The organism is Pseudonocardia sp. ICBG162 (assembly GCF_020496225.1).
Classification (GTDB): Bacteria; Actinomycetota; Actinomycetes; order Mycobacteriales; family Pseudonocardiaceae; genus Pseudonocardia; species Pseudonocardia alni.
On the sequence record NZ_JAHLJD010000013.1, the window covers coordinates 1,124,581 to 1,143,570 of the forward strand.

At 74.0% G+C, this 18,990-nt stretch carries 15 protein-coding genes and 1 pseudogene; 10 read left to right on the plus strand and 6 right to left on the minus strand.

Going from position 1 to position 18,990, the window contains the following annotated elements:
- Positions 1-34 precede the first annotated feature (34 nt).
- Genes KPL60_RS08295 through KPL60_RS08305 form a run of 3 tightly spaced genes read right to left on the minus strand, consistent with a single transcriptional unit; the run spans position 35 to position 2,978 of the window.
- A complete protein-coding gene (locus KPL60_RS08295) occupies positions 35-721 on the minus strand; it encodes an HAD-IA family hydrolase (protein ID WP_226365455.1) in 687 nt (228 codons plus the stop codon).
- A complete protein-coding gene (locus KPL60_RS08300) occupies positions 718-1,815 on the minus strand; it encodes a Gfo/Idh/MocA family protein (protein WP_226365456.1) in 1,098 nt (365 codons plus the stop codon). The genes KPL60_RS08295 and KPL60_RS08300 overlap by 4 nt, the downstream gene beginning before the upstream one ends.
- On the minus strand, positions 1,812-2,978 hold the full coding sequence (locus KPL60_RS08305) for a DegT/DnrJ/EryC1/StrS family aminotransferase (protein ID WP_226356553.1): 1,167 nt from the start codon (positions 2,976-2,978) through the stop codon (positions 1,812-1,814). The genes KPL60_RS08300 and KPL60_RS08305 overlap by 4 nt, the downstream gene beginning before the upstream one ends.
- Before the next feature lie 210 nt (positions 2,979-3,188).
- Between KPL60_RS08305 and KPL60_RS08310 the strand changes: the two genes are divergently transcribed.
- Positions 3,189-3,647, plus strand: coding sequence for a type II 3-dehydroquinate dehydratase (locus KPL60_RS08310; RefSeq protein ID WP_226356552.1), 459 nt, complete (start codon positions 3,189-3,191; stop codon positions 3,645-3,647).
- On the plus strand, positions 3,644-4,711 hold the full coding sequence (locus KPL60_RS08315) for a 3-dehydroquinate synthase (RefSeq protein WP_226356551.1): 1,068 nt from the start codon (positions 3,644-3,646) through the stop codon (positions 4,709-4,711). Before KPL60_RS08310 ends, KPL60_RS08315 begins: the two co-directional genes overlap by 4 nt.
- Here the strand turns inward: KPL60_RS08315 and KPL60_RS34580 are convergent.
- Both KPL60_RS34580 and KPL60_RS08325 read right to left on the minus strand, forming a co-directional pair.
- Positions 4,695-7,376 carry a LuxR C-terminal-related transcriptional regulator gene (locus tag KPL60_RS34580; protein ID WP_226365457.1) on the minus strand — a complete coding sequence of 894 codons (2,682 nt, stop codon included), beginning with the start codon at positions 7,374-7,376 and terminating at the stop codon, positions 4,695-4,697. The genes KPL60_RS08315 and KPL60_RS34580 overlap by 17 nt on opposite strands.
- Before the next feature lie 161 nt (positions 7,377-7,537).
- Entirely contained in the window at positions 7,538-10,192 is a 2,655-nt protein-coding gene (locus KPL60_RS08325; protein ID WP_226365458.1) for a BTAD domain-containing putative transcriptional regulator, read from the minus strand.
- A gap of 389 nt (positions 10,193-10,581) precedes the next feature.
- Between KPL60_RS08325 and KPL60_RS08330 the strand changes: the two genes are divergently transcribed.
- The 8 genes and pseudogenes from KPL60_RS08330 (at position 10,582) to KPL60_RS08360 (ending at position 18,486) form a co-directional block, all read left to right on the plus strand.
- Complete coding sequence (locus tag KPL60_RS08330) at positions 10,582-12,204, plus strand: ABC transporter substrate-binding protein (protein WP_226365459.1); 1,623 nt, start codon at positions 10,582-10,584, stop codon at positions 12,202-12,204.
- Between the two features lie 69 nt (positions 12,205-12,273).
- Positions 12,274-13,242 (plus strand): ABC transporter permease, encoded by a 969-nt coding sequence (locus tag KPL60_RS08335; RefSeq protein ID WP_226356547.1) that lies wholly within the window; start codon positions 12,274-12,276, stop codon positions 13,240-13,242.
- Positions 13,239-14,099, plus strand: coding sequence for an ABC transporter permease (locus tag KPL60_RS08340; RefSeq protein ID WP_075306002.1), 861 nt, complete (start codon positions 13,239-13,241; stop codon positions 14,097-14,099). Before KPL60_RS08335 ends, KPL60_RS08340 begins: the two co-directional genes overlap by 4 nt.
- Positions 14,096-14,212: pseudogene (locus KPL60_RS34585) on the plus strand (ABC transporter ATP-binding protein); the annotation flags it as partial. The gene KPL60_RS08340 and the pseudogene KPL60_RS34585, both read left to right, overlap by 4 nt.
- 77 nt (positions 14,213-14,289) lie before the next feature.
- Positions 14,290-15,708 carry an ABC transporter ATP-binding protein gene (locus KPL60_RS08345; protein WP_308016700.1) on the plus strand — a complete coding sequence of 473 codons (1,419 nt, stop codon included), beginning with the start codon at positions 14,290-14,292 and terminating at the stop codon, positions 15,706-15,708.
- An 11-nt stretch (positions 15,709-15,719) separates the two neighbouring features.
- Positions 15,720-16,613 carry a hypothetical protein gene (locus KPL60_RS08350; protein ID WP_226356544.1) on the plus strand — a complete coding sequence of 298 codons (894 nt, stop codon included), beginning with the start codon at positions 15,720-15,722 and terminating at the stop codon, positions 16,611-16,613.
- Positions 16,610-17,584, plus strand: a complete 975-nt coding sequence (locus KPL60_RS08355; RefSeq protein WP_226365460.1) for an MsnO8 family LLM class oxidoreductase — start codon at positions 16,610-16,612, stop codon at positions 17,582-17,584. The genes KPL60_RS08350 and KPL60_RS08355 overlap by 4 nt, the downstream gene beginning before the upstream one ends.
- Positions 17,581-18,486 carry a shikimate dehydrogenase gene (locus KPL60_RS08360; protein ID WP_226356542.1) on the plus strand — a complete coding sequence of 302 codons (906 nt, stop codon included), beginning with the start codon at positions 17,581-17,583 and terminating at the stop codon, positions 18,484-18,486. Before KPL60_RS08355 ends, KPL60_RS08360 begins: the two co-directional genes overlap by 4 nt.
- Positions 18,487-18,490: 4 nt before the next feature.
- Here the strand turns inward: KPL60_RS08360 and KPL60_RS08365 are convergent, their stop codons facing one another.
- On the minus strand, positions 18,491-18,826 hold the full coding sequence (locus KPL60_RS08365) for a helix-turn-helix domain-containing protein (RefSeq protein WP_226356728.1): 336 nt from the start codon (positions 18,824-18,826) through the stop codon (positions 18,491-18,493).
- Between the last annotated feature and the right edge of the window lie 164 nt (positions 18,827-18,990).

Sequence of the window (18,990 nt, forward strand, 5' to 3'; positions counted from 1 at the left end):
GCCGCCGCGGCGGCTCGTCTCTGCGGTGTCGGGCTCAGGCGGCTCGGACGAGCGCCAACACGTCGGTCGGGACCGTGGCGACCACGTCCGGCCCCTCGGCCCGCAGCGCCGCTTCCTCGGTCGTGCCCCAGAGCGCGGCGACCGAGCGGACCCGCGCCCCGCGTGCGCTGCGCAGGTCGGTGACGGCGTCACCGACCATCACGGCCCGCTCCGGCGCGACGTCGAGCAGGTCGAGCGCGCGGAGCACGATGTCCGGGGCGGGCTTCGGCCGGCTGATCTCGTCCGACCCGATCACGTGGCGGAACCTGCCGAGCACCCCCAGCCCGTCGAGCAGGGACCGGGCACGGACCCCCGCCTTGCCGGTCGCGACCGCGAGCGGCACGTCCCGGGCGTCCAGCTCGGCCAGCAGATCGGCGACCCCGGGGAACAGCGACACGCGGTCCGCGAGGCGGTAGCTCTCCCGGACGAAGGGCTCCTCCATCTCCAGGGGGAGCCCCATGATCCGCATGATGTCGGGGAAGAACCGGCCGAGATGCCGGTTGTACTCGGCGAACGGAGCCTCTCCCGGTCCGACGACCTCGGCGTAGGCGATGCCGAACGCTTCGCGCATCACGTCGAAGCTGTCCACCAGGACTCCGTCGAGGTCGAAGACGACGGCGTCGGCGGGGGTGGTCGGTCCGACGACCGTGAGGACGTGCGACGACTCGGTGTGCACCGTCATGGTCGGCTCCCCGTTCCCAGCGTGGTCGGCTCGGTGGCCCGGGCCGAGGTGTAGATCCGGTCGATCAGGGCGACGGCCCGTTCGGCCTCCGCGATGGCCACCCCGCGGCTGCTCGGGTCGCGCAGCAGCGCCGGCAGCTCGACGAGCTGGCGGTCGTACTCGCTCCCGATCGGCTCGTCGACCGGGTCGAGCTCGGTGGTCACCCCGGCCCGTGTGGTGGTGAGGGTCGATCCGCCCTCGCGATGGGGGCTGAAGCCGAAGGTCGCCCGCAGCCGCACGACGGCCCGGCTCCCCTCGACGGTCAGCACCGTCGTGTCCCGCACCTCGTGCGAGGCCCAGCTCGCGCGCAGGGACACGGACACGCCGGACCCGGTGACGAGGAAGGCGCGCACGGTGTCCTCGACGTCACCGTGGGCCCGCTCGCGGGTGTCGGCGTCGGGGCGCCATCCCGCCCGCCGGGTGGGATCGTTGACGAAGTCGCCGGACACCGCGGCCGCGACGTGCTCGGCCTCCAGCCGTCCCAGTACGGGGGTCGCGGCGTCGAGGAGGTGCCATCCCAGGTCGAGGAGCGCGCCGCCGCCTGCCGTCCGACGGTCGGTGAACCAGCCGCCCGCGTCCGGGACACCCCGCGCACGGACCCACGAGAGGTCGACGTGGCGCAGTTCGCCCACCGTGGCCGCGGCATCCACCAGGGCACGGACGTCGGCCCGGTAGCGGGCGGCGCTGCCGGCGAGCAGCACCGCCCCGCCCACCCGCTCGGCCTCGGCCAGCTCGGCGGCCTGTGCAGCGTCCAGGCAGACCGGCTTCTCCACGAAGACGGCGATCCCGCGCCGCAGCAGACCGCTCGCGACGGCGGCGTGGGCGTGGTTGGGCACCGCCACGACAGCGAGGTCGATCGCGGCGGGATCGAGCTGGTCGGCGCCGGTGTACCGGGCCGCCGCGGGGGCCAGGTCCGCAGCGGCCGCCGACGCCCGGGGATCCGCGTCGACCAGGGCGGTGACGACGTAGCCGGGGAGCGAGGCGAGCCTGGGCAACCAGATGGACCGCGCCGCCCACCCGGCACCGACGACGGCGACCCGGACGGCTGCGCTCACAGTGCCGCCACCGTCTCGGCGACGATCGCGGCGACCCGTTCGATGTCGGCCTCCGGGGCGAGCAGGGTCCGGTGGTGCAGCCAGACGGTGTCGGCGGTGATCTCCTCCGAGTTCGGGCAGCGGCGTGCGAGGTCGTCCACGCTCTCGTCCGGGGCGCCGGTCTCCCAGAACGCGGCGGTGCGGTAGACGGCGCGGAACGCGACGAAGGCCGGTAGGCCGCGCGCCACCAGCTGGTCGACGAGCAGGTTGCGGCGCTCCTCGCCGATGCCCGGCAGCCGGAACAGCGCCATGTAGTGCGGGTTCCGGTCGGCGCGCTCGTCGTCGGCCTGAGGTACGACCCCCGGGATCTCGGCGAGCAGTGAGCGCAGGAGCGGCCACCGCTGCTCCCTGGTCTCGATCTGGCCGTCGAGCCGCTCCAGCTGGGCCCGCAGCACGCTCGCCGAGAACTCGTTGAGCCGGAAGTTGGACCCGGAGGTGCGGTGGAAGTAGCCGCGATCGGTCCGCGGTCGCCCGCAGCTGTGCCGGACGAAGCCCTCCTCGTACAGCCCGGCGTCGGGGAACAGGACGGCTCCGCCCTCGCCCGCGGTCATCAGCTTGCCGTTCTGGAAGCTGAACGCCGCCACCGAGCCGAGCTCACCGATCCGCTTCCCCCGCCAGCGGGCGCCGTGGGCGTGCGCCGCGTCCTGCACGATCGACACCCCGCTGTCCGCGGCGATCTTGTTCAGGGCGTCGATGTCGGCGACCAGGCCTGCCATGTGCACGGGCATGATCGCCCGGGTCCGCGGCGTGATGGCGGCGGCGGCCGCGTCCGGGTCGATGTTGAGGGTCTGCGGGTCCACGTCGACCGGGACCGCCGTGGCGCCGAGCCGCTGGGCCGCCTGGGACGACGAGATGAACGTGAACGCGGGGACCACCACCTCGGTGCCCGGCCCGACGCCGAGGACCTCGAGGGCGAGCTCGAGGGCGTGGGTGCCGTTGGTCACGGCGAGCGCGTGCTCGGATCCGTGGTACTGCGCGAACTCCTGCTCGAAGGAGTCGACCTCGCTGCCCCCGATCCGCCACCACTGCCCCTGTTCCAGTGCCCGGATCAGACCGGTCCGTTCGGAATCGGAGTACTGAGGCCACGCCGGGAGCTCCGGCGCGGGCTGCAGGTGGTCGGCCATGACGCATCACTTCTCTCTGACGGTGGAATGCGCGACATCGCGGGAAACTGCCCGACACCTGCCGGGACCATTCGAGAGTAACCCTGGTAAATCGGGGCGTCACCGCCCCTAACGCCCCCTAGGAACCCCTATTTCATCGCCTCGGCCGCCAACCCCGGAAGATTCTCCTAGAATTGTTCGTGCATTACGACACCATCCGCGAGGAGAACCGTGCCATCGCTATTTCTGTTGAACGGGCCCAATCTGGGAACGCTGGGGACGAGACAGCCGGAGATCTACGGGACGACGACGCTGGACCAGATCGCCGAGCACGTGGCGGCCGAGGTCGCCGGCCGAGGCTGGACCGTGGAGTCGGTACAGCTCGACGGTGAGGGTGAGCTGGTCCGCGCGGTGCAGGACAGGTACGACACGGTGGGTGCGATCGTGAACCCCGGGGCCCTGATGATCCACGGCTGGAGCCTGCGCGACGCCCTCGCCGCCTACCCGCGGCCATGGGTCGAGGTCCACCTGTCCAACGTCTGGGCCCGGGAGACCTTCCGCCACGAGTCGATCCTGTCCGCGCTGGCGGCCGGGGTGATCGTCGGGCTCGGCGCGACCGGCTACCGGCTCGCCGCCCGGGCACTGCTCGACCTGGTCCCTGCTCCGGAGCCGGGGGCGGGCACACGGTGAGCCGCGACGACGCGCACCGGGTGCGGGTGGACCTCGGTGCCCGCTCCTACGACGTCCACATCGGATCCGGGGTCCGGCATCTTCTGCCCCGCATCGTGTCCGGGCTCGGCGCCGACCGGGTCGTGGTCGTCTCGGCCCGGCCTGCCGGGGCCGTGCCGCCGCCCGGAGTGCCGGCGGTCGAGGTCACGCTGACCGACGGGGAGCACGACAAGACCCTCGGCCAGGTGGAGTCCCTGTGCCGGGAGTTCGCCGCGGCCGGGCTCACGCGGGCCGGCGCGGTGGTGTCCTGCGGCGGTGGCACCACGACCGACGTCGTCGGGCTCGCCGCCGCGCTGTACCACCGGGGCGTCCCCGTGATCCACCTGCCCACGTCGCTGCTGGCGCAGGTCGACGCGAGCGTGGGTGGCAAGACCGCGGTGAACCTGCCCGAGGGCAAGAACCTCGTCGGCGCCTACTGGCAGCCCGCCGCGGTGCTGTGCGACACCGACTACCTGCGCACGCTTCCCGCCCGCGAGCACACCAACGGGCTCGGCGAGATCGCCCGGGCCCACTTCATCGGCACCGGCGACCTGCGCGGGCGACCGTTGGCAGAGCAGATCGCGACGAGCGTGGCGATGAAGGCCGCCGTCGTCGCGAGCGACGAGCGGGACGCGGGGCGCCGTCACGTCCTCAACTACGGGCACACCCTCGGCCATGCGTTGGAGGTGGCGACCGGGTTCCGGCTCCGCCACGGCGAGGCGGTCGCGGTCGGTACGGTGTTCGCCGGGGTGCTGGCACACGAGCTCGGCCGCATCGACGCGGCGCGGGCCGCCGAGCACCGGGAGGTCGTGGCGCACTACGGGCTGCCGACCACGCTGCCGGACGGGGTCGGCGTCGACAGACTCGTCACCCTCATGCGCTCGGACAAGAAGGCGGTCGCGCACGGCCTGACGTTCGTGCTCGACGGGCCCGCCGGACCCGAGCTGGTGCCGGACGTCCCGGTCGACGTGGTGACCCGGGCCCTGCGGGCCATGCCGTCCTCCCCGCTCCCCGCCGGGACCGGGCCGGTCAGCTCGCCCGGTTGACCTCGGCCCACAGGTCCGGCGGGAGGTCGCGACGCCGGCGCACGCCGAGCTTGCGGTAGACCCGGGTCAGATGCTGCTCGACCGTGCTGGGCGTGATGAACAGGCGCGCCCCGATCTCGCGGTTCGAGTAGCCCCGCACGGCCAGACCCGCCACCCGCCGCTCGGAGTCCGAGAGGGCGGAGGCCACGGTCCCGGGACCGTCGGTGTCGCTCTGGTCGGCCCCGCTGACGTGCTCCAGCTCCCGCACGAGCGGGGCGACGCTGGCGACCCGGGCCAGATGCAGGGCACGCCGCGACGTCAGCCGTGCGGTGCGGATCTCCTCCGCCGCGCGGTAGGCCTCGCTCAGGTCCGACAGGACGAAGGCCTGCCCGACGATGTCGCCCACCGACTCGAACAGCTCCAGGGCCTCGGTGAGCATGCCGATCCGACGCTCCGCCGCGCTCGCCGCGGCGAGTACCCGCAACGCGGACGCGCGGGTCCGTGGGTCCCGGGTCGAGACCAGCTCGTGGGCGATCCGGCGCGCCTCGGCGGACTCTCCCAGCTGCAGCCGGGCCGTCGCGGTCCCGAGGCGCCATGCGACCGACTCGCCCGCGACGTCACGTCCCCAGCGGGTGAGCATCGCCCCGCACTCGGTGAAGTCCGCCAAGGCCGCCGCGGGGTGCCCCGTCGCCATCCGGAACCGGGCCCGGCCGAGGCGGTAGCGCAACCCCGCGAGCCCCACGTCCATCGCCGCCGGAACCGTGCTCACCAACCACCGGGCGGCCTCGTCGAGCCGCCCGGTCCCGACGAGTGCATCCACCAGCACGCCGAGCGGCGCCCCGACCTCGATCCCCCACGCGGCCACGGGCAGGACGCGCAGGGCGTCGGCGGCCCACCGCGTGGCCGCGGCGAGGTCGCCCTGCTCGAGGGCGATCGCGGCCAGCACCGCCGCGGTCCTCGCCTGCCCCGTCACCGGCTGCCCCTCGGCCAGCAGCTGCTCCCCGCGGGCCAGCGCGTCGGCCGCCCGGCCGGCCCGGGCCAGCACCTCGAGAGCGAGCACCATCGCCTCCTCGGACCAGGTGCTCCCCCGGCCGTGCCGCACGTCGCGCAGCACGATCTCGGCGTGTGTCACGACGTGACCGGGGGTCCCGTGCTCGAGGGCGTCGGCGAGCAGGGCCGCGGACTGCAGCCACGGGTCGGTCTCCGGCCGCACCCGGGTCTCCCGGGCCCGGCCCGCCCACGGCTGCCTCGGCACCGCGATCGCCCCGGGGGCGCGGTGGCGCGCCCACGTCTCCAACGCCGACAGCGTCGGCGTGTCCAGTTCGGCGCGCCGCGCCAGGTCCGCCAGGAGCGCGGTGGCCTCCGCCATGCGGCCGTGCCACGCCAGCTGCCGCACGGCTTCCGCGGCGTCGTGGTCGCCGACGCCCCGGCGCAGCGCCTCGTCGAGCGGGGGCAGCGCCGCGAGCGGACGGACCCGCCACAGCACCGCGGCGAGCCGGGCCGCGAGCGACGCCGTCCGCTCCGCCGCGCCGTGGCGCCGGGCCACCTGCAGGCACCGGGCCGCGTGTTCGGGCTCGTCGTCGAGCACCGCCCGGTCGGCCGCCTCGACGAGCGCGTCGACCGCCCACGGAGCGCCCGGTCGGCACCGGTCCGCCGCCGCCAGGAGGTGGTCGACGACCACCGTGGCGGGCCGCCCGGACTCGTGCGCCACACCCGCGGCCGCGAGGTGCATGTCGGCCCGGCGCGCCGGGTCGACGCGATCGAGCACGGCGTCGCGCACCGCGGCGTCCGGGAACCGCGGCTCGGCGGGCAGCCCCGCCTGCGCGAGGGTCTGCAGGGACACCTCCGCGGCCTCCCGGCCGACCTGGGCGACCCGCGCGATCTCCGTGACCGAGTCGGCCGGGGCCGAGCAGAAGTGTCCGAGGACGGCCAGCGCGGCTGCCACCTCGGTCACCACGGGTCCACCGCGATGGATCCCGCCGGCGACCGCCCGGGCGTACCCCTCCAACGCCGGGGCGGCCCCCCGCACGTGGTCCTCGACCAGCGCGTCGAGCAGCAGCGGACTGCCGCCCGACAGCGCGACCGCGCGCCCGGCCAGCTCCGCCGCCCGCTCCGCGCCCAGGCGCGCGGCCAGGTGCTCCCGTACCTCGTCCGGGGAGAAGCGGTCGATGCGCAGGCGCTCGACCCGCAACGTCCGGGACAGCTCCGCGACGAAGGCCACGGAGTCCGCCGCGGCGGGGACCGGGGTCTGCAACGCGGCGACCAGCACGACCTGGCGTGCGGGTATCCGCCGGAGGAGGAACAGCACGAACTCCAGGGACTCGGGGTCGGCGAGCTGGAGGTCGTCGAGCACGAGCATCAGCCGCGAGTCGGCTCCCCCCGCCTGCTCGACGATGTCCCCGGCCAGCGACGCGAACCGGAGCACCCGGTCCTCGGGCGTCACCGGGTCCGGTGACCGGCGGGGGGCCAGCTGCCGGGCGAACCCGAGCGGCACGGTCCGCTCGGCGCGCGAGCCGGTCGCCGACAGCACGGCATGGCCGCGCTGCGCGGCACGGTCGGCGATCGCCCGCAGCACCGCGGTCCGTCCGACGCCGACCGGCCCCTCGACCAGGAGCGCGCATCCACCACACGGCTCGCCGCCCAGCAGCTCCCCGATCCGGCGGTCCACCACATCCCGTCCGACCACGACCACGACTCCTTCACGTCACTCCGGGTTGCGGGTCGTGACACGCCGGACGTCGCAGGACGCCGCTGCCCTCGCCACCATCGGCTGACCCGCGCCCCGATCGTCACCGAGGGCACCCACTGGGCGGGAACTGTCCCGTCATCGCCCGCCGTGGTCCGGGTTCACCCCGAGAGCCGACCCCGCGTCGGGACGGGAGTCTCGGCCCCTGCGTACGCGCGGCCACGAGCCGTCGCCCACCGGGTCCGCCGCTCGAGGCGGTCCCGGCGACGCAGCTGGGACACGACCACGTGCCGCAGCAGGGGGTGCCGGAAGGCGTACACCAGCTCTCCGGTGTCGGGGCGCCGTCCGCTGCGCATCAGCAGGCCGTGCCGCTCCAACCGGTCGAGGACGGCGGCGACCTCCTGCTCGTCGGCGCCGCTCATCTCGCGGAGCGGCCCGACCCACACCTCGGTACCGATGACCGCGGCGTCCTGCAGCACGGACTTCTCCCGCTGCGGGAGCGTGTCCAGGCGCGCCGCCAGGATGGTGTGGACGGCATGCGGGATCCGGATCCGCCCGGTCCCCGGCTCACCGGGCTCCCCGCCGTCCGCGGACGGGATCGTGAGCGTGGGGATCACCGGAGCCCGGCCCTCGATGTCGGACCGCAGCATCAGGACGTACTCGCTGGCGAACAAGGGGTTGCCGCCGACCCGGTCGACGAGCTGGGCTCCGCAGACCAGCGGCGACCCGCCCGTCCCTCCGGGCGCGGCCTCCTCGCGCAGGCGGCGGTCCAGCAGCCCGACCAGCTCTCGGATCTCGTCGTCGGACAGCGGTCCCACGGTCCGGACCGTGGTGGCCGTGGTGCCGCCACCCCAGCCCGGGCGCCGGCGGACCAGCTCCGGTCGCGCGGTGGCCAGCACGAGCAACGGCACCGGGCCGAGCCTGCGGTCGAGCCCCTCGACGAGGTCGAGCAGCGCCGCGTCCGCGGTCTGCAGGTCCTCGAGGACGACGACCAGCGGCCTGCGCCGCGCGAACTCCTCGATGAAGCGGATCCACGCCGCCGCCACCTGCTCGACCTCGACGGGGGCGCGGGTGCTCTCGCACAGCTCGACGAGCGGGCGCAGGCCCGACACCATCCACTCGGCCGTGCGGGCGTCGTCGGCGAGGCCGTGCACGGCGCGGGTGAGCTTGCGGAGCCCGGTCGGGCCGTCGTCGGCGGCCGAGATGCCGCAGCATTCCTTCACGACGCCGGCGAGTGGCGTGACCGGCGCGTTCCACCCGAACCGCGGTGTCCGGCCCGTGACGACCTGTGCCCGTCCCTCCACCAGGGTGCGGAACTCGCGGACCACGCGGCTCTTCCCGACGCCCGGCTCGCCGAACAGCATCACCGACTGCGGCAGCCGGGCCCGGACGACCTCCTCGACCAGCTGTGTCAGCATCGCCGTCTCGGCGGTGCGCCCGACGAACGGTCCGCTGAACGTGGCGTTCTCGTGCTCCGGTCGTACCCCGAGGACCTGACCGTCCGGGGCGTAGGCGACCGCGCCCCGGCTGGCCAGCCGGCTTGCAGCACAGACCCGCACCTCACCCGGGCCCAGGTCGGCGAGCTGCTGCAGGCAGCCGTCGACCACCTCGCCGGTCACCTCCGCGTCGCCCGCTGCCCGGGCGGTCACGAGCGCCTCGCCGGTCGCGACGGCGAACCCGGCGCGCGCGCGAGGTCCCACGGGTCCGGCGCTGCCGTCGAGCCGGCGCCTGATCGAGCAGGCCGCCCGGATCGCCCGCTCGGCGTCGTCCTCGTGGGTGCGGCGCAGACCGAAGACCGCCTGCCAGGTCGTGCCCAGCCGACTGTGCAGGGTCCCGCCGAAGATGCCCACCTCCGCCTCCAGCACCGCCCGCAGTTCGCGTGCGCGCTCGGCCACCGCCTCGGGGTCGTCGTCCCGGTCCACGGGCTCCGCCCGCACCAGCAACACGCTGACCCACTTGCGCTCGTACACCGTCCCGGGACCGGCACCCGTCTCGGGCACACCAGCAGGCGTGGCCGGTTCGGCCGGGGCCGGAGTGTCCCCGGGCGCCGCAACCGGGGTGAGCACCTCGTCGTGGTGCAGGATCGCCCGCTCCAGCTCCTGCAGCTCGGGACCGGGGTCCAGCCCGTACTCGGTCCGCAGCGCGCTGCGGGCCCGACGGAACACGTCGAGGGCGTCGGTCTGGCGACCCGAGCGGTAGAGCGCCAGCATCAGCTGGCCGCACAGCCGCTCACGAGCGGGCTCGGCATCACGGGCGGCTTCGAGCTCGTGCAGGATCTCCTGGTGCCGACCGAGGGCGAGTTCGGCCTCCACACGGTCCTCGAAGGCCGCCAGCCGGGCCTTCTCCAGGGCGGCGAGCTCCGGCCAGTCCATGCCCGTCTCGGCGAGGTCGGCGAACGCAGGACCGCGCCACAGGCCCAGCCCGTCCCGCAGTGCCTGCGCGGCCCCCGCCCAGTCGCCCACGGCCAGCCGGGTCCGCCCCCACTCGGTCAGCGCCTGGAACCGCAGCATGTCGACCCGGGTCTCCGGCACCCGCAGCAGGTACCCCGGCGCCCGGGTGACCAGCTCCACCTCCACCGCGCCACTCGCGGCCTCGGCGATCCGCTGCCGCAGCCCGGACACCGCGTTCTGCAGCATCTTGCGGGCCGTCGGCGGCGGGTCCTCGCCCCACAGCGCATCGACCAGGCGGCTCGTCGCCACCGTACGGTTCGCGTTCAGCAGCAGGTAGCCCAGCGTCGCCCGCTGGTGGACCCCACCGAGCGCGAGCGCTCTACCGGCGGAGCGGAGCTCGATCGACCCCAGCACGTTGAACTGCATCCGACACTCCCGACGCGAACTCCGATGTACCCGATGACGGTCCGGGACGGACGGCACTCGGGCCGGTGGTCCCGGTGCCGGCACATCGCGCGTGGGTCGACATCGCGTCGGTCCTCTCGTCGGCCGTCGTCGCGGCCGTGCTCCCGGGCGCGCGAGGACACGATAACGGCCCGTCCCCCATCCGTGGCCGCCCGACGACGACAATCCCGGATCGCGGAACACCAGGGAATGTGACCGGACAATGTCGATAGGGGTCGGTAGGGGCCCGGACAGGGGTTTCGTCGCCGTCCGCTCACGTAGCGTCGGCGCAAATCCAGCCCCTCGTCCCGCCGAGCCGAGTTCTCGACTGGGCCGCCGGCACCCTTTCCCGCACGAGGAGACCACCGACCGTGTCCATTCGACGCGCCACACTCGGCGCGGGCGCCGCCCTGGCAGCCATCGCCGTTCTGCTCAGCGCCTGCTCGACCGGCCCGGCGGCGAGCGGGACGCCCCCGACCGGCGAACCGGTCAGTGGCGGCAGGCTCACCTACGCCCTGAGCACCGATCCGCTGTCGTTCAACCCGTCCGGCAACAATGCCGGCAACGACTCGTGGACGGTCACCCGACAGTTGTTCGACTCGTTGTTGTACCTCGACCCGAACAGCAAGAAGCTCGAACCGTGGCTGGCGAAGAGCTGGTCGAGCAACGCCGACGCGACGGCGTTCACCTTCGAGCTGCGTGACGACGCCACGTTCTCCGACGGGAGCAAGGTCACCGCGAACGACGTCAAGGCGACCTTCGACGACCTGGTCGCGAACAAGGCGAAGAGTCCCGGCACGGCAAGCTTCTTCAGCGGCTACCGGACCACCGACGCGGTCGACGCCGACACCGTGACGGTCCGGTTCTCCACACCGAACGCCGCGTTCCCCGCCAACACGGCGGGCGTGATGCTCGGCATCGTGTCGCAGGCGACGACGAGGATCCCCTACGACGAGCGCGCGACCGGCAAGGGCGTGGTCGGCTCGGGTCCGTTCGTCCTGCAGAACTACACCAAGGACGTCTCCACCACCCTGGTGCGGCGGCCCGACTACGCGTGGGCACCCGCCGGGTTCGCCACCACCGGGGCAGCGCACCTGGACGCGATCGACTTCACGGTCGTGCCCGAGTCGACGGTCCGGTCGGGCAGCCTGACCTCCGGCTCGGTCGATGTGATCAACGGTGTCGACCCGACGGCGGTGGGCGAGCTGGAAGGGGCGGGCACCGTGGTGAGCCGCTCCACGCCGGGCTACGTCAACGGCCTCTACTTCAACGTGTCCCGGCCCGCGACGGGTGACCTCGCCGTGCGGCGGGGCATCGCCCACGCCGTGGACGCCGGGCAGATCCGCGACACCGCGGTGACCGACGAGTTCGCGGTGGGCACCAGCATCCTGTCCGCGGCGACCCCCGGGTGGTCCGACCAGAGCTCGTGGTTCGGGTTCGACGCGGCCGCGGCCGGGCGCGACCTGGACTCCGCCGGGTGGGTTGCCGGCCCGGACGGCATCCGGGCGAAGGACGGGAACCGGCTGTCCCTGAAGCTGATCTACATGAACACGTCGGGCCAGACCCAGAGCGCGGTCGAGGTGCTGCAGCAGCAGCTCCGCGCCGCGGGCGTCGAGCTCGTGCTCTCGGGTGGGGCGGCGCCGGACTTCCTGGCCGCCTGGCAGAGCGGCGCGTTCGACGCGGCGTGGATCGCCGGCGGCGCGTCGGACCCGGACATCCTGCGCACCGTGTACTCCGCGAGCGGCACCAACTTCTACAAGGTGAAGGACCCGACCCTCGACGGCCTGCTGACCCGCCAGCTCGCCTCCGTCGACCAGGCCGTCCGCTTCGGGGTGCTCGCGGACGTGCAGAAGCGGATCGCCGAGCAGTACTACCAGGTCCCGGTCTACGAGAACACCGGGATCGTCGCCACCACCAGGGGTGTGCACGGCGTGGTGCTCGGCGCGGACTCGCGGCCCGACCTGCTGGTCGGCGCCTGGAAGGACCCCACCTGAGCGATCACCGGCTCCCGCCCGCACGGGAGCCGGTGATCCCCTGACGGTCACGAACTGGGAGCGCTCCGTTTGACTCGCTACGTCCTGGGCCGCCTCGGGCAGGCCCTGCTGGTGGTCTGGGCCGCCTACACCATCACCTTCGCGGTGCTCTACGTGCTGCCCGGGGACCCGGTGACCCTGATGGCGGGCACGGGCGTCGGGTTCCTCACCCCAGCCCAGCTCGACGGTCTGCGCCACGAGTACGGGTTCGACCGTCCACTCGTCGTCCAGTACGCGACCCGCCTGGGCGCCGCGGCCGTCGGGGACTGGGGGCACTCGGTCGTCAGCAACCGTCCGGTGCTCGACGTGGTCGGCGAGGCCCTGCTCTCGACACTGCAGCTGACGGCCGCCGGGCTGACGGTCGCCGTCGTCGGCGGGACCGTGCTGGCGCTGGTGACCGTCGGGACGGGTCGGCGGTGGCTCGCCCAGCTGCTCGGCGTGCTCCCGCCTCTCGGGGTCGCGGTTCCGGCCTTCTGGTTCGGGCTGCTGCTCATCCAGTGGTTCGCCTTCGGCATACCGCTGTTCCCCGCGTTCGGTGCGCAGGGCCCCGCCTCGCTGGTGCTGCCGGCGGTGGCGCTGGCCGTCCCGACCGGCGCCACGATCGCCCAGCTGCTGACCCGCAGCCTCGACGCCACGCTGGCCGAGCCCTACATCCACACCATCCGCGCCCGCGGCGCCGGAACCGGCCGGGTCCTGCTGCGGCACGCCCTGCGCAACGCCGCTCTGCCGACCGTGACCATGACCGGGCTGATCGTCGGCGGGCTGCTGTCGGGGGCGGTGGTCGTGGAGACCGTGTTCTCCCGGCCCGGTCTGGGCCGGGTCGTGGCACAGGCCGTCGAGCAGCAGGACGTGGCGGTGGTGCAGGGCGTCGTCGTCCTCGCCGCGATCGTGTTCGTGCTGACCGGGTTGGTGGTCGACCTGCTCTACCCGGTCCTCGACCCCCGGATCCGGGTCGCCGGCCGACGGCCGGCCCGTTCGGTGCCGGGAGGTGCGGCATGACGCTCGCCCTCGAGGATCCCCCCGTCACGGCACCGCAGCGACCGGCCGGGGGACGCCGTCGTCGCCGGCCGCCGATGGGCCTGGTCCTCGCCTGCGGATGGCTGCTCGCGGTCGCGGTCGCGGTGTTCGTCCCGCACCTGCTCGCTGCGGGGGACCCACTCGCCGGAGTGCCGGCGCTGAAGCTGGAACCTCCCTCGGCCGAGCACTGGCTGGGCACCGACGCGGTGGGGCGGGACCTCTACACCCGCGTGGTGCACGGCACCGGGCTCACGATGCGCACGGCGGTGCTCGCGGTGGCGATGGGCGTGCTGTTCGGCTCCGCGCTGGGGCTGCTGGCCGGGCTGGCGGGCGGGGCCGTCGACATCGTCGTCATGCGGGTGGTGGACGTCCTGTTCGCCGTGCCGGGGATCCTGCTGTCGCTCGCGCTGATCACCGTGCTCGGCGTGGGTACCGCCGCGGTCGCGTTCGCCGTCTCGCTCGGCAGCATCGCGGGCATCGCCCGGGTCCTGCGGTCGGAGGTCCTCAAGGTACGGACCTCCCCCTACATCGAGGCCGCGCAGGTCAGCGGGAACCGGCCGCTGCGGCTCACCCTGCGCCACGTCCTCCCCAACGCCGTCACCCCACTGCTCGCCCTCGCCGCCCTCGAGCTCGCCGCCGCCATCCTGTCCGTGTCCGCGCTCGGCTTCCTCGGTTACGGCGCCCAGCCCCCCGCCCCGGAGTGGGGGGCCATGGTCGCCGCCGGTCGCGACTCCCTCCGCACGGCGTGGTGGCTCACCACCTTTCCCGGCCTGGCGATCGTGGCCACCGTGCTGGCCGCGAACCGGCTGTCGCTGCTCGTCGGACGGAGACCGCGATGAACCCGGTGCTGACGGTCGAGGGTCTCGCGGTCCGCTACGGGTCCGTCGAGGCCGTGCGCGGCGTGTCCTTCCACGTCGACCCGGGTGAGACGGTCGCGCTCGTGGGCGAGTCCGGCTCGGGCAAGTCCACCCTGGCCCACGCCGCGCTCGGACTGCTGCCCCCGGGGCGGCGGTCACCGCCGGACGGGTCGTGGTTCGCGGCACCGACCTCGCCGCGTCGGACGACCGTGAGCTGCGCCGGCTGCGGGGCCGCACCGTGGCCCTCGTCCCCCAGGACCCCGGCGCGTCGCTCGATCCCGTCATGCGGGTCGGACGGCAGGTCGCCGAGGTCCTGGAGATCCACGGTCTCGCCACGGGGCGCGCAGCCGCGGCCCTCGCCCGGGAGGCGCTCGCCCGTGCCGGACTCGATCCGGACCGGGTCGCGCACCGGTACCCGCACGAGCTGTCCGGGGGGATGCGCCAGCGGGTCCTCATCGCGGCCGCGCTGGCCGGGGGCCCGGCGCTGATCGTGGCCGACGAGCCCACCAGCGCGCTGGACGTGACGGTCCAGAAGCAGATCCTCGACCATCTCGCGGCCCTGACTGCGCAGAGCGGCACCAGCCTGCTGCTCGTCACCCACGACCTCGCGGTCGCCGCCGAGCGCGCGGACCGGGTGCTGGTGATGCGGGCCGGAGAGCTCGTCGAGTCCGGCCATCCCGCCCAGGTGTTCGACGCTCCGCGCCACCCCTACACCCGCGAGCTGGCCGCCGCCGCACCGCGGCGCGACGGCGTGAGCGAGCGTGTCGGTCGCGACGCCGACGAGCCGCCGCTCCTGGTGCTCGACGGGGTCGGCAAGACCTACCCGTCCCGCACCGGCCGGGCGGCCGAGCGACCCGCGGTCGAGGCGCTGGACCTCACCGTCTCCCGCGGGCGCACCCTTGCGCTGGTCGGCGAGTCCGGTTCCGGGAAGACGACCGTCGGACGGCTGGTGCTGCGGCTGGTCGACGCCGACACCGGCCGGATCACCCTCGACGGTCTCGACGTCACCACCACCCGTGGGCCCGAGCTGCGCGCGCTGCGCCGCCGGGTCCAGCTCGTGCAGCAGAACCCGTTCACGGCGCTGAACCCGCGCCTGACCGTCGAGGCGATCATCGCGGACCCGTTGCACGCGCACCGCATCGGCAGCTCCGCCGATCGTCGACGACGTGCGGCCGAGCTCGCCGACGTCGTGCACCTCCCCGCCGACGCCCTCCACCGGCGGGCTGCGGAGCTCTCCGGCGGTCAGCGCCAGCGGGTGGCCGTCGCGCGGGCCCTCGCCCTCGACCCCGAGCTCGTCGTCCTCGACGAACCGGTCTCGGCACTCGACGTGTCCGTCCAGGCACGCATCCTCGATCTGCTCTCCGGGCTGCAGCGTGACCGGGGCATCGGCTACCTGTTCATCACCCACGATCTCGCCGTCGCGCGCGAGATCGCCCACGACGTCGCCGTCATGCGCACCGGCCGTCTCGTCGAGCACGGGCCTGCCGCCACGGTCCTGTCCGACCCGCAGGACGCCTACACCAGGGCGTTGCTCGATGCGGTCCCCGATCCCCGTCGCCACCGGCCGGTGACGACGCCGTCCCACCCCTGAGGAGTGCACCCGTGCCCGACACAGCCGATGATGCCGCCTGGTGGGAGAAGGTCGCTCGCTCCTTCGCCGAGGACCTGCCCGACACCGACGGAGCCGCTCGTCGCCGGCACGCCGTGGCCGCACTCGCCGACAACGGCCTGACCACCCTGCTCGGTCCCGCCCGCCACGGCGGCGCGGAGCAACCGTGGCGCGTCGCGCACCGGGTCGTCCGTGAGATCGCCCGCGTCGACCCCACCATCGCCGAGCTGCTCGGACGCCACTACGTCTGGTACTGGATCGCCGAGTTCATCGGCACCGACGAGAAGATCGACCACATCGGTGAGGTCTCCACCCGGAGCAGGTGGTTCTACTGCGGCGCGTCCGACCCCTGCGCCGCGGAGCTCACCGTCGTCGACGACGGCGAGGCCATGCTCTTCGACGGCCGCATCGCACCCGCCGTGGGCGCCGACGTCTCGACGATCACCATTCTGCAGGGCGCCCGCTCCGACGTGGCGACACCGATCAGCGCTCTCGCCTACACCTCCCACCCGGGGATCAGCGTCCCGGGTCACGATGGCGCCCGCATCGAGGTCAGCGACGCGGACATCCCCTGGACCGGTGCCCTGGGACACGTGGACAAGCGGTTCGAGCCCCGCCCCTACAACGGGCTGCTGGCCCCCACCCTCGACCTCGTCCTGCTCGACATCGCCCTCGCCGCCCGCACGACCTACGGCACGACCGCCGCCACCGCCGCCGCGATACGACGGGCCGACCAGGCCGTCGAACAGGCCCAGCGCCTGCACGACCGCCGTCGCGGTGTCACCGACGCCGAGGTCCGCGCCCAGGCCGTCCAGGTCTCCGAACTCACGGTCGCCGTCGGCGCCCTCCCCGGCCCGGCGGGCGTCCGCTCCGGAGGCCCCCGATGATTCCTCTGTCCCTGCTCGACCTCGCCCCGGTCGGTGAGGGGCAGTCCCCGGAACGGGCACTCGCCACCACCGTCGACCTCGCCCGCCGCGCCGACCGGCTCGGCTTCACCCGGTTCTGGGTCGCCGAGCACCACGGCATGCCCGGCATCGCGAGCTCCACCCCCGAGGTACTCATCGCCGCCATCGCCGCACGGACCCGCACCCTGCGCATCGGTTCCGGAGCCGTCCTGCTCTCCGGGCGGCAGCCACGGGCCGTCGCCGAGGCGTTCGGGGTCCTCGCAGCCCTGTACCCCGGCAGGATCGATCTCGGTGTCGGGCGGGGCGGCGGCACCACGGTCTCCCTCGACGCGCAGCTCGACCAGCTCGGCGGCCATCTGACCGACCCGCTCGGATCGGCCCTGCCGCACGCGAGCGCCCCCGCCGAGGTCTGGCTCGTGGGCTCGAGCGTCGCCAGCGCACTCGTCGCCGCCGAGCGGGGTCTCCCGTACGCCTTCGCACACCACTTCTTCGGCCCCACCGACGCCGTCCGGGCGCTGGAGACCTACCGGAGCAACTTCCGTCCGGGGCCCACCCGCTCCGTCCCGCACGCCATGCTCACCGTCCACACCGTCTGCCGCGAGGACGACGCCCACGCCCGGTGGCTCGTCGCCCCTGCGCTCGCACCCGCGCTCGGTGTCGCGGGGCTCGACCCTCGGAGCCCGTTCCCCGCTCCCGACGTGGCGGCCGCCCTGCCCTGGACCTCCGAGCAGCTCGACGACGCCGCCCGGCTGCTCGACGAGCAGGCCGTCGGTTCGCCGGCGACGGTGCGACGACGCCTGCACGCACTGGCCGAGACCACCGGGGCAGACGAGCTCATGCTGACCTCCAACCTGACCGACGGCGAGGACAAGCTGGGCAGTCTCGGCCGCATCGTCGCCGCGCTCGGCGAGGGCGACCGCATCCGCTCCGCCGTGGCCGGCCCGTCGCGATGACCACGACCGTGCTCGACCCCGAGCTCCTGGGGAGCCCATCGACCACCTACCGGGCCGGACTGATCGGGTCCGGCATCACGACGTCCGCCTCACCCCTGCTGCACGAGACCGAGGCCGCCGCCCACGGCATCCGGGCGGCGTTCGCCCTCCTCGATCTCGACGAACTCGGTCACGGTGTCGAGGTCCTGGGCGGTGTCCTGCGGGAGGTCCGGGCCGCGGGCTGGCAGGGGGTGACCGTCACCCACCCGGCCAAGCAGACGATCATCCCCCTCCTCGACGCGATCACCCCCGACGCGGCCGCCATCGGCGCGGTCAACACCGTCGTCTTCGACCAGGGACACGCGATCGGTCACAACACGGACTGGTCCGGGTACGCGCGGAGCCTCCGTACCTGTCTGCCAGGGGGACTGACCGACGACGACCTGCGTTCCGTCGTGCTGGTCGGTGCCGGTGGGGCGGGCTCGGCGGTCGCCCACGCGCTGCTCTCGATCGGCGTCGCACACCTCTGGGTGGTCGACATCGACCACGACCGGGCGTCGGCGCTCGCAGCGACGCTCCGACGACGACACCGGGACCGGACCGTACGCACGGGTCGGCCCGACGACCTGCCCGCTCTGCTCACCGACGTCACCGGGATCGTGAACGCCTCGCCGGTCGGCATGACCGGCCACGAGGGACATCCGGTGCCCACGTCTGCGCTCCACCCAGGTCTGTGGGTCAGTGACATCGTCTACCGGCCACGCCGCACCGCCCTGCTGATCGGGGCCGAGCGGGCAGGCTGCCGCGTGCTGGGGGGTGGGCCGATGGTCGTGCTGCAGGCGGCGGACGGGTTCGAGGTCCTCACCGGCCGACGGGCCGACGCCGACCGCATGCTGAGGCGGTTCGAGGCGACTCACCCGTGAGAGGTCAGTGGGCCCCGTCGTAGTCGAGGCGGGACACCTGGATGTGCGTCTGGTGCCGCTTGGCCCAGTCGGTGAGCAGCGACAGGGTCTGCGCGAGCTCCCGAGCCGCCTCGGTCAACCGATACTCCGTCCTGGGCGGCACCGTCGCGTACACCGTGCGGGTCAGCAACCCGTCCCGCTCGAGGTTCCGCAACGTCAAGGTCAGCATCCGTCTGCTGATGCCCGGGATGCCGCGCTCGAGCTCGGTGAAGCGCGCGACCTCCTCCGCGCCGATGAGCGTGAGGACGCCGATCGCCCACTTCCCGCTGACCCGGTCCAGGACCTCGTTCAACGGGCACACATGGCGGACGGCGTCATGCCCGCCGGCTGGCCCGGTGCGACCGCTCTGGTCGGCCGCCGCCTCGTGGTCACTACTCGACACCTCTGTAATTGTACGTAACCAAGCGGCGGATCCACAGCAGAACGAGGCAATCATGGCGATCACGACGACGTCGTCACCTACCA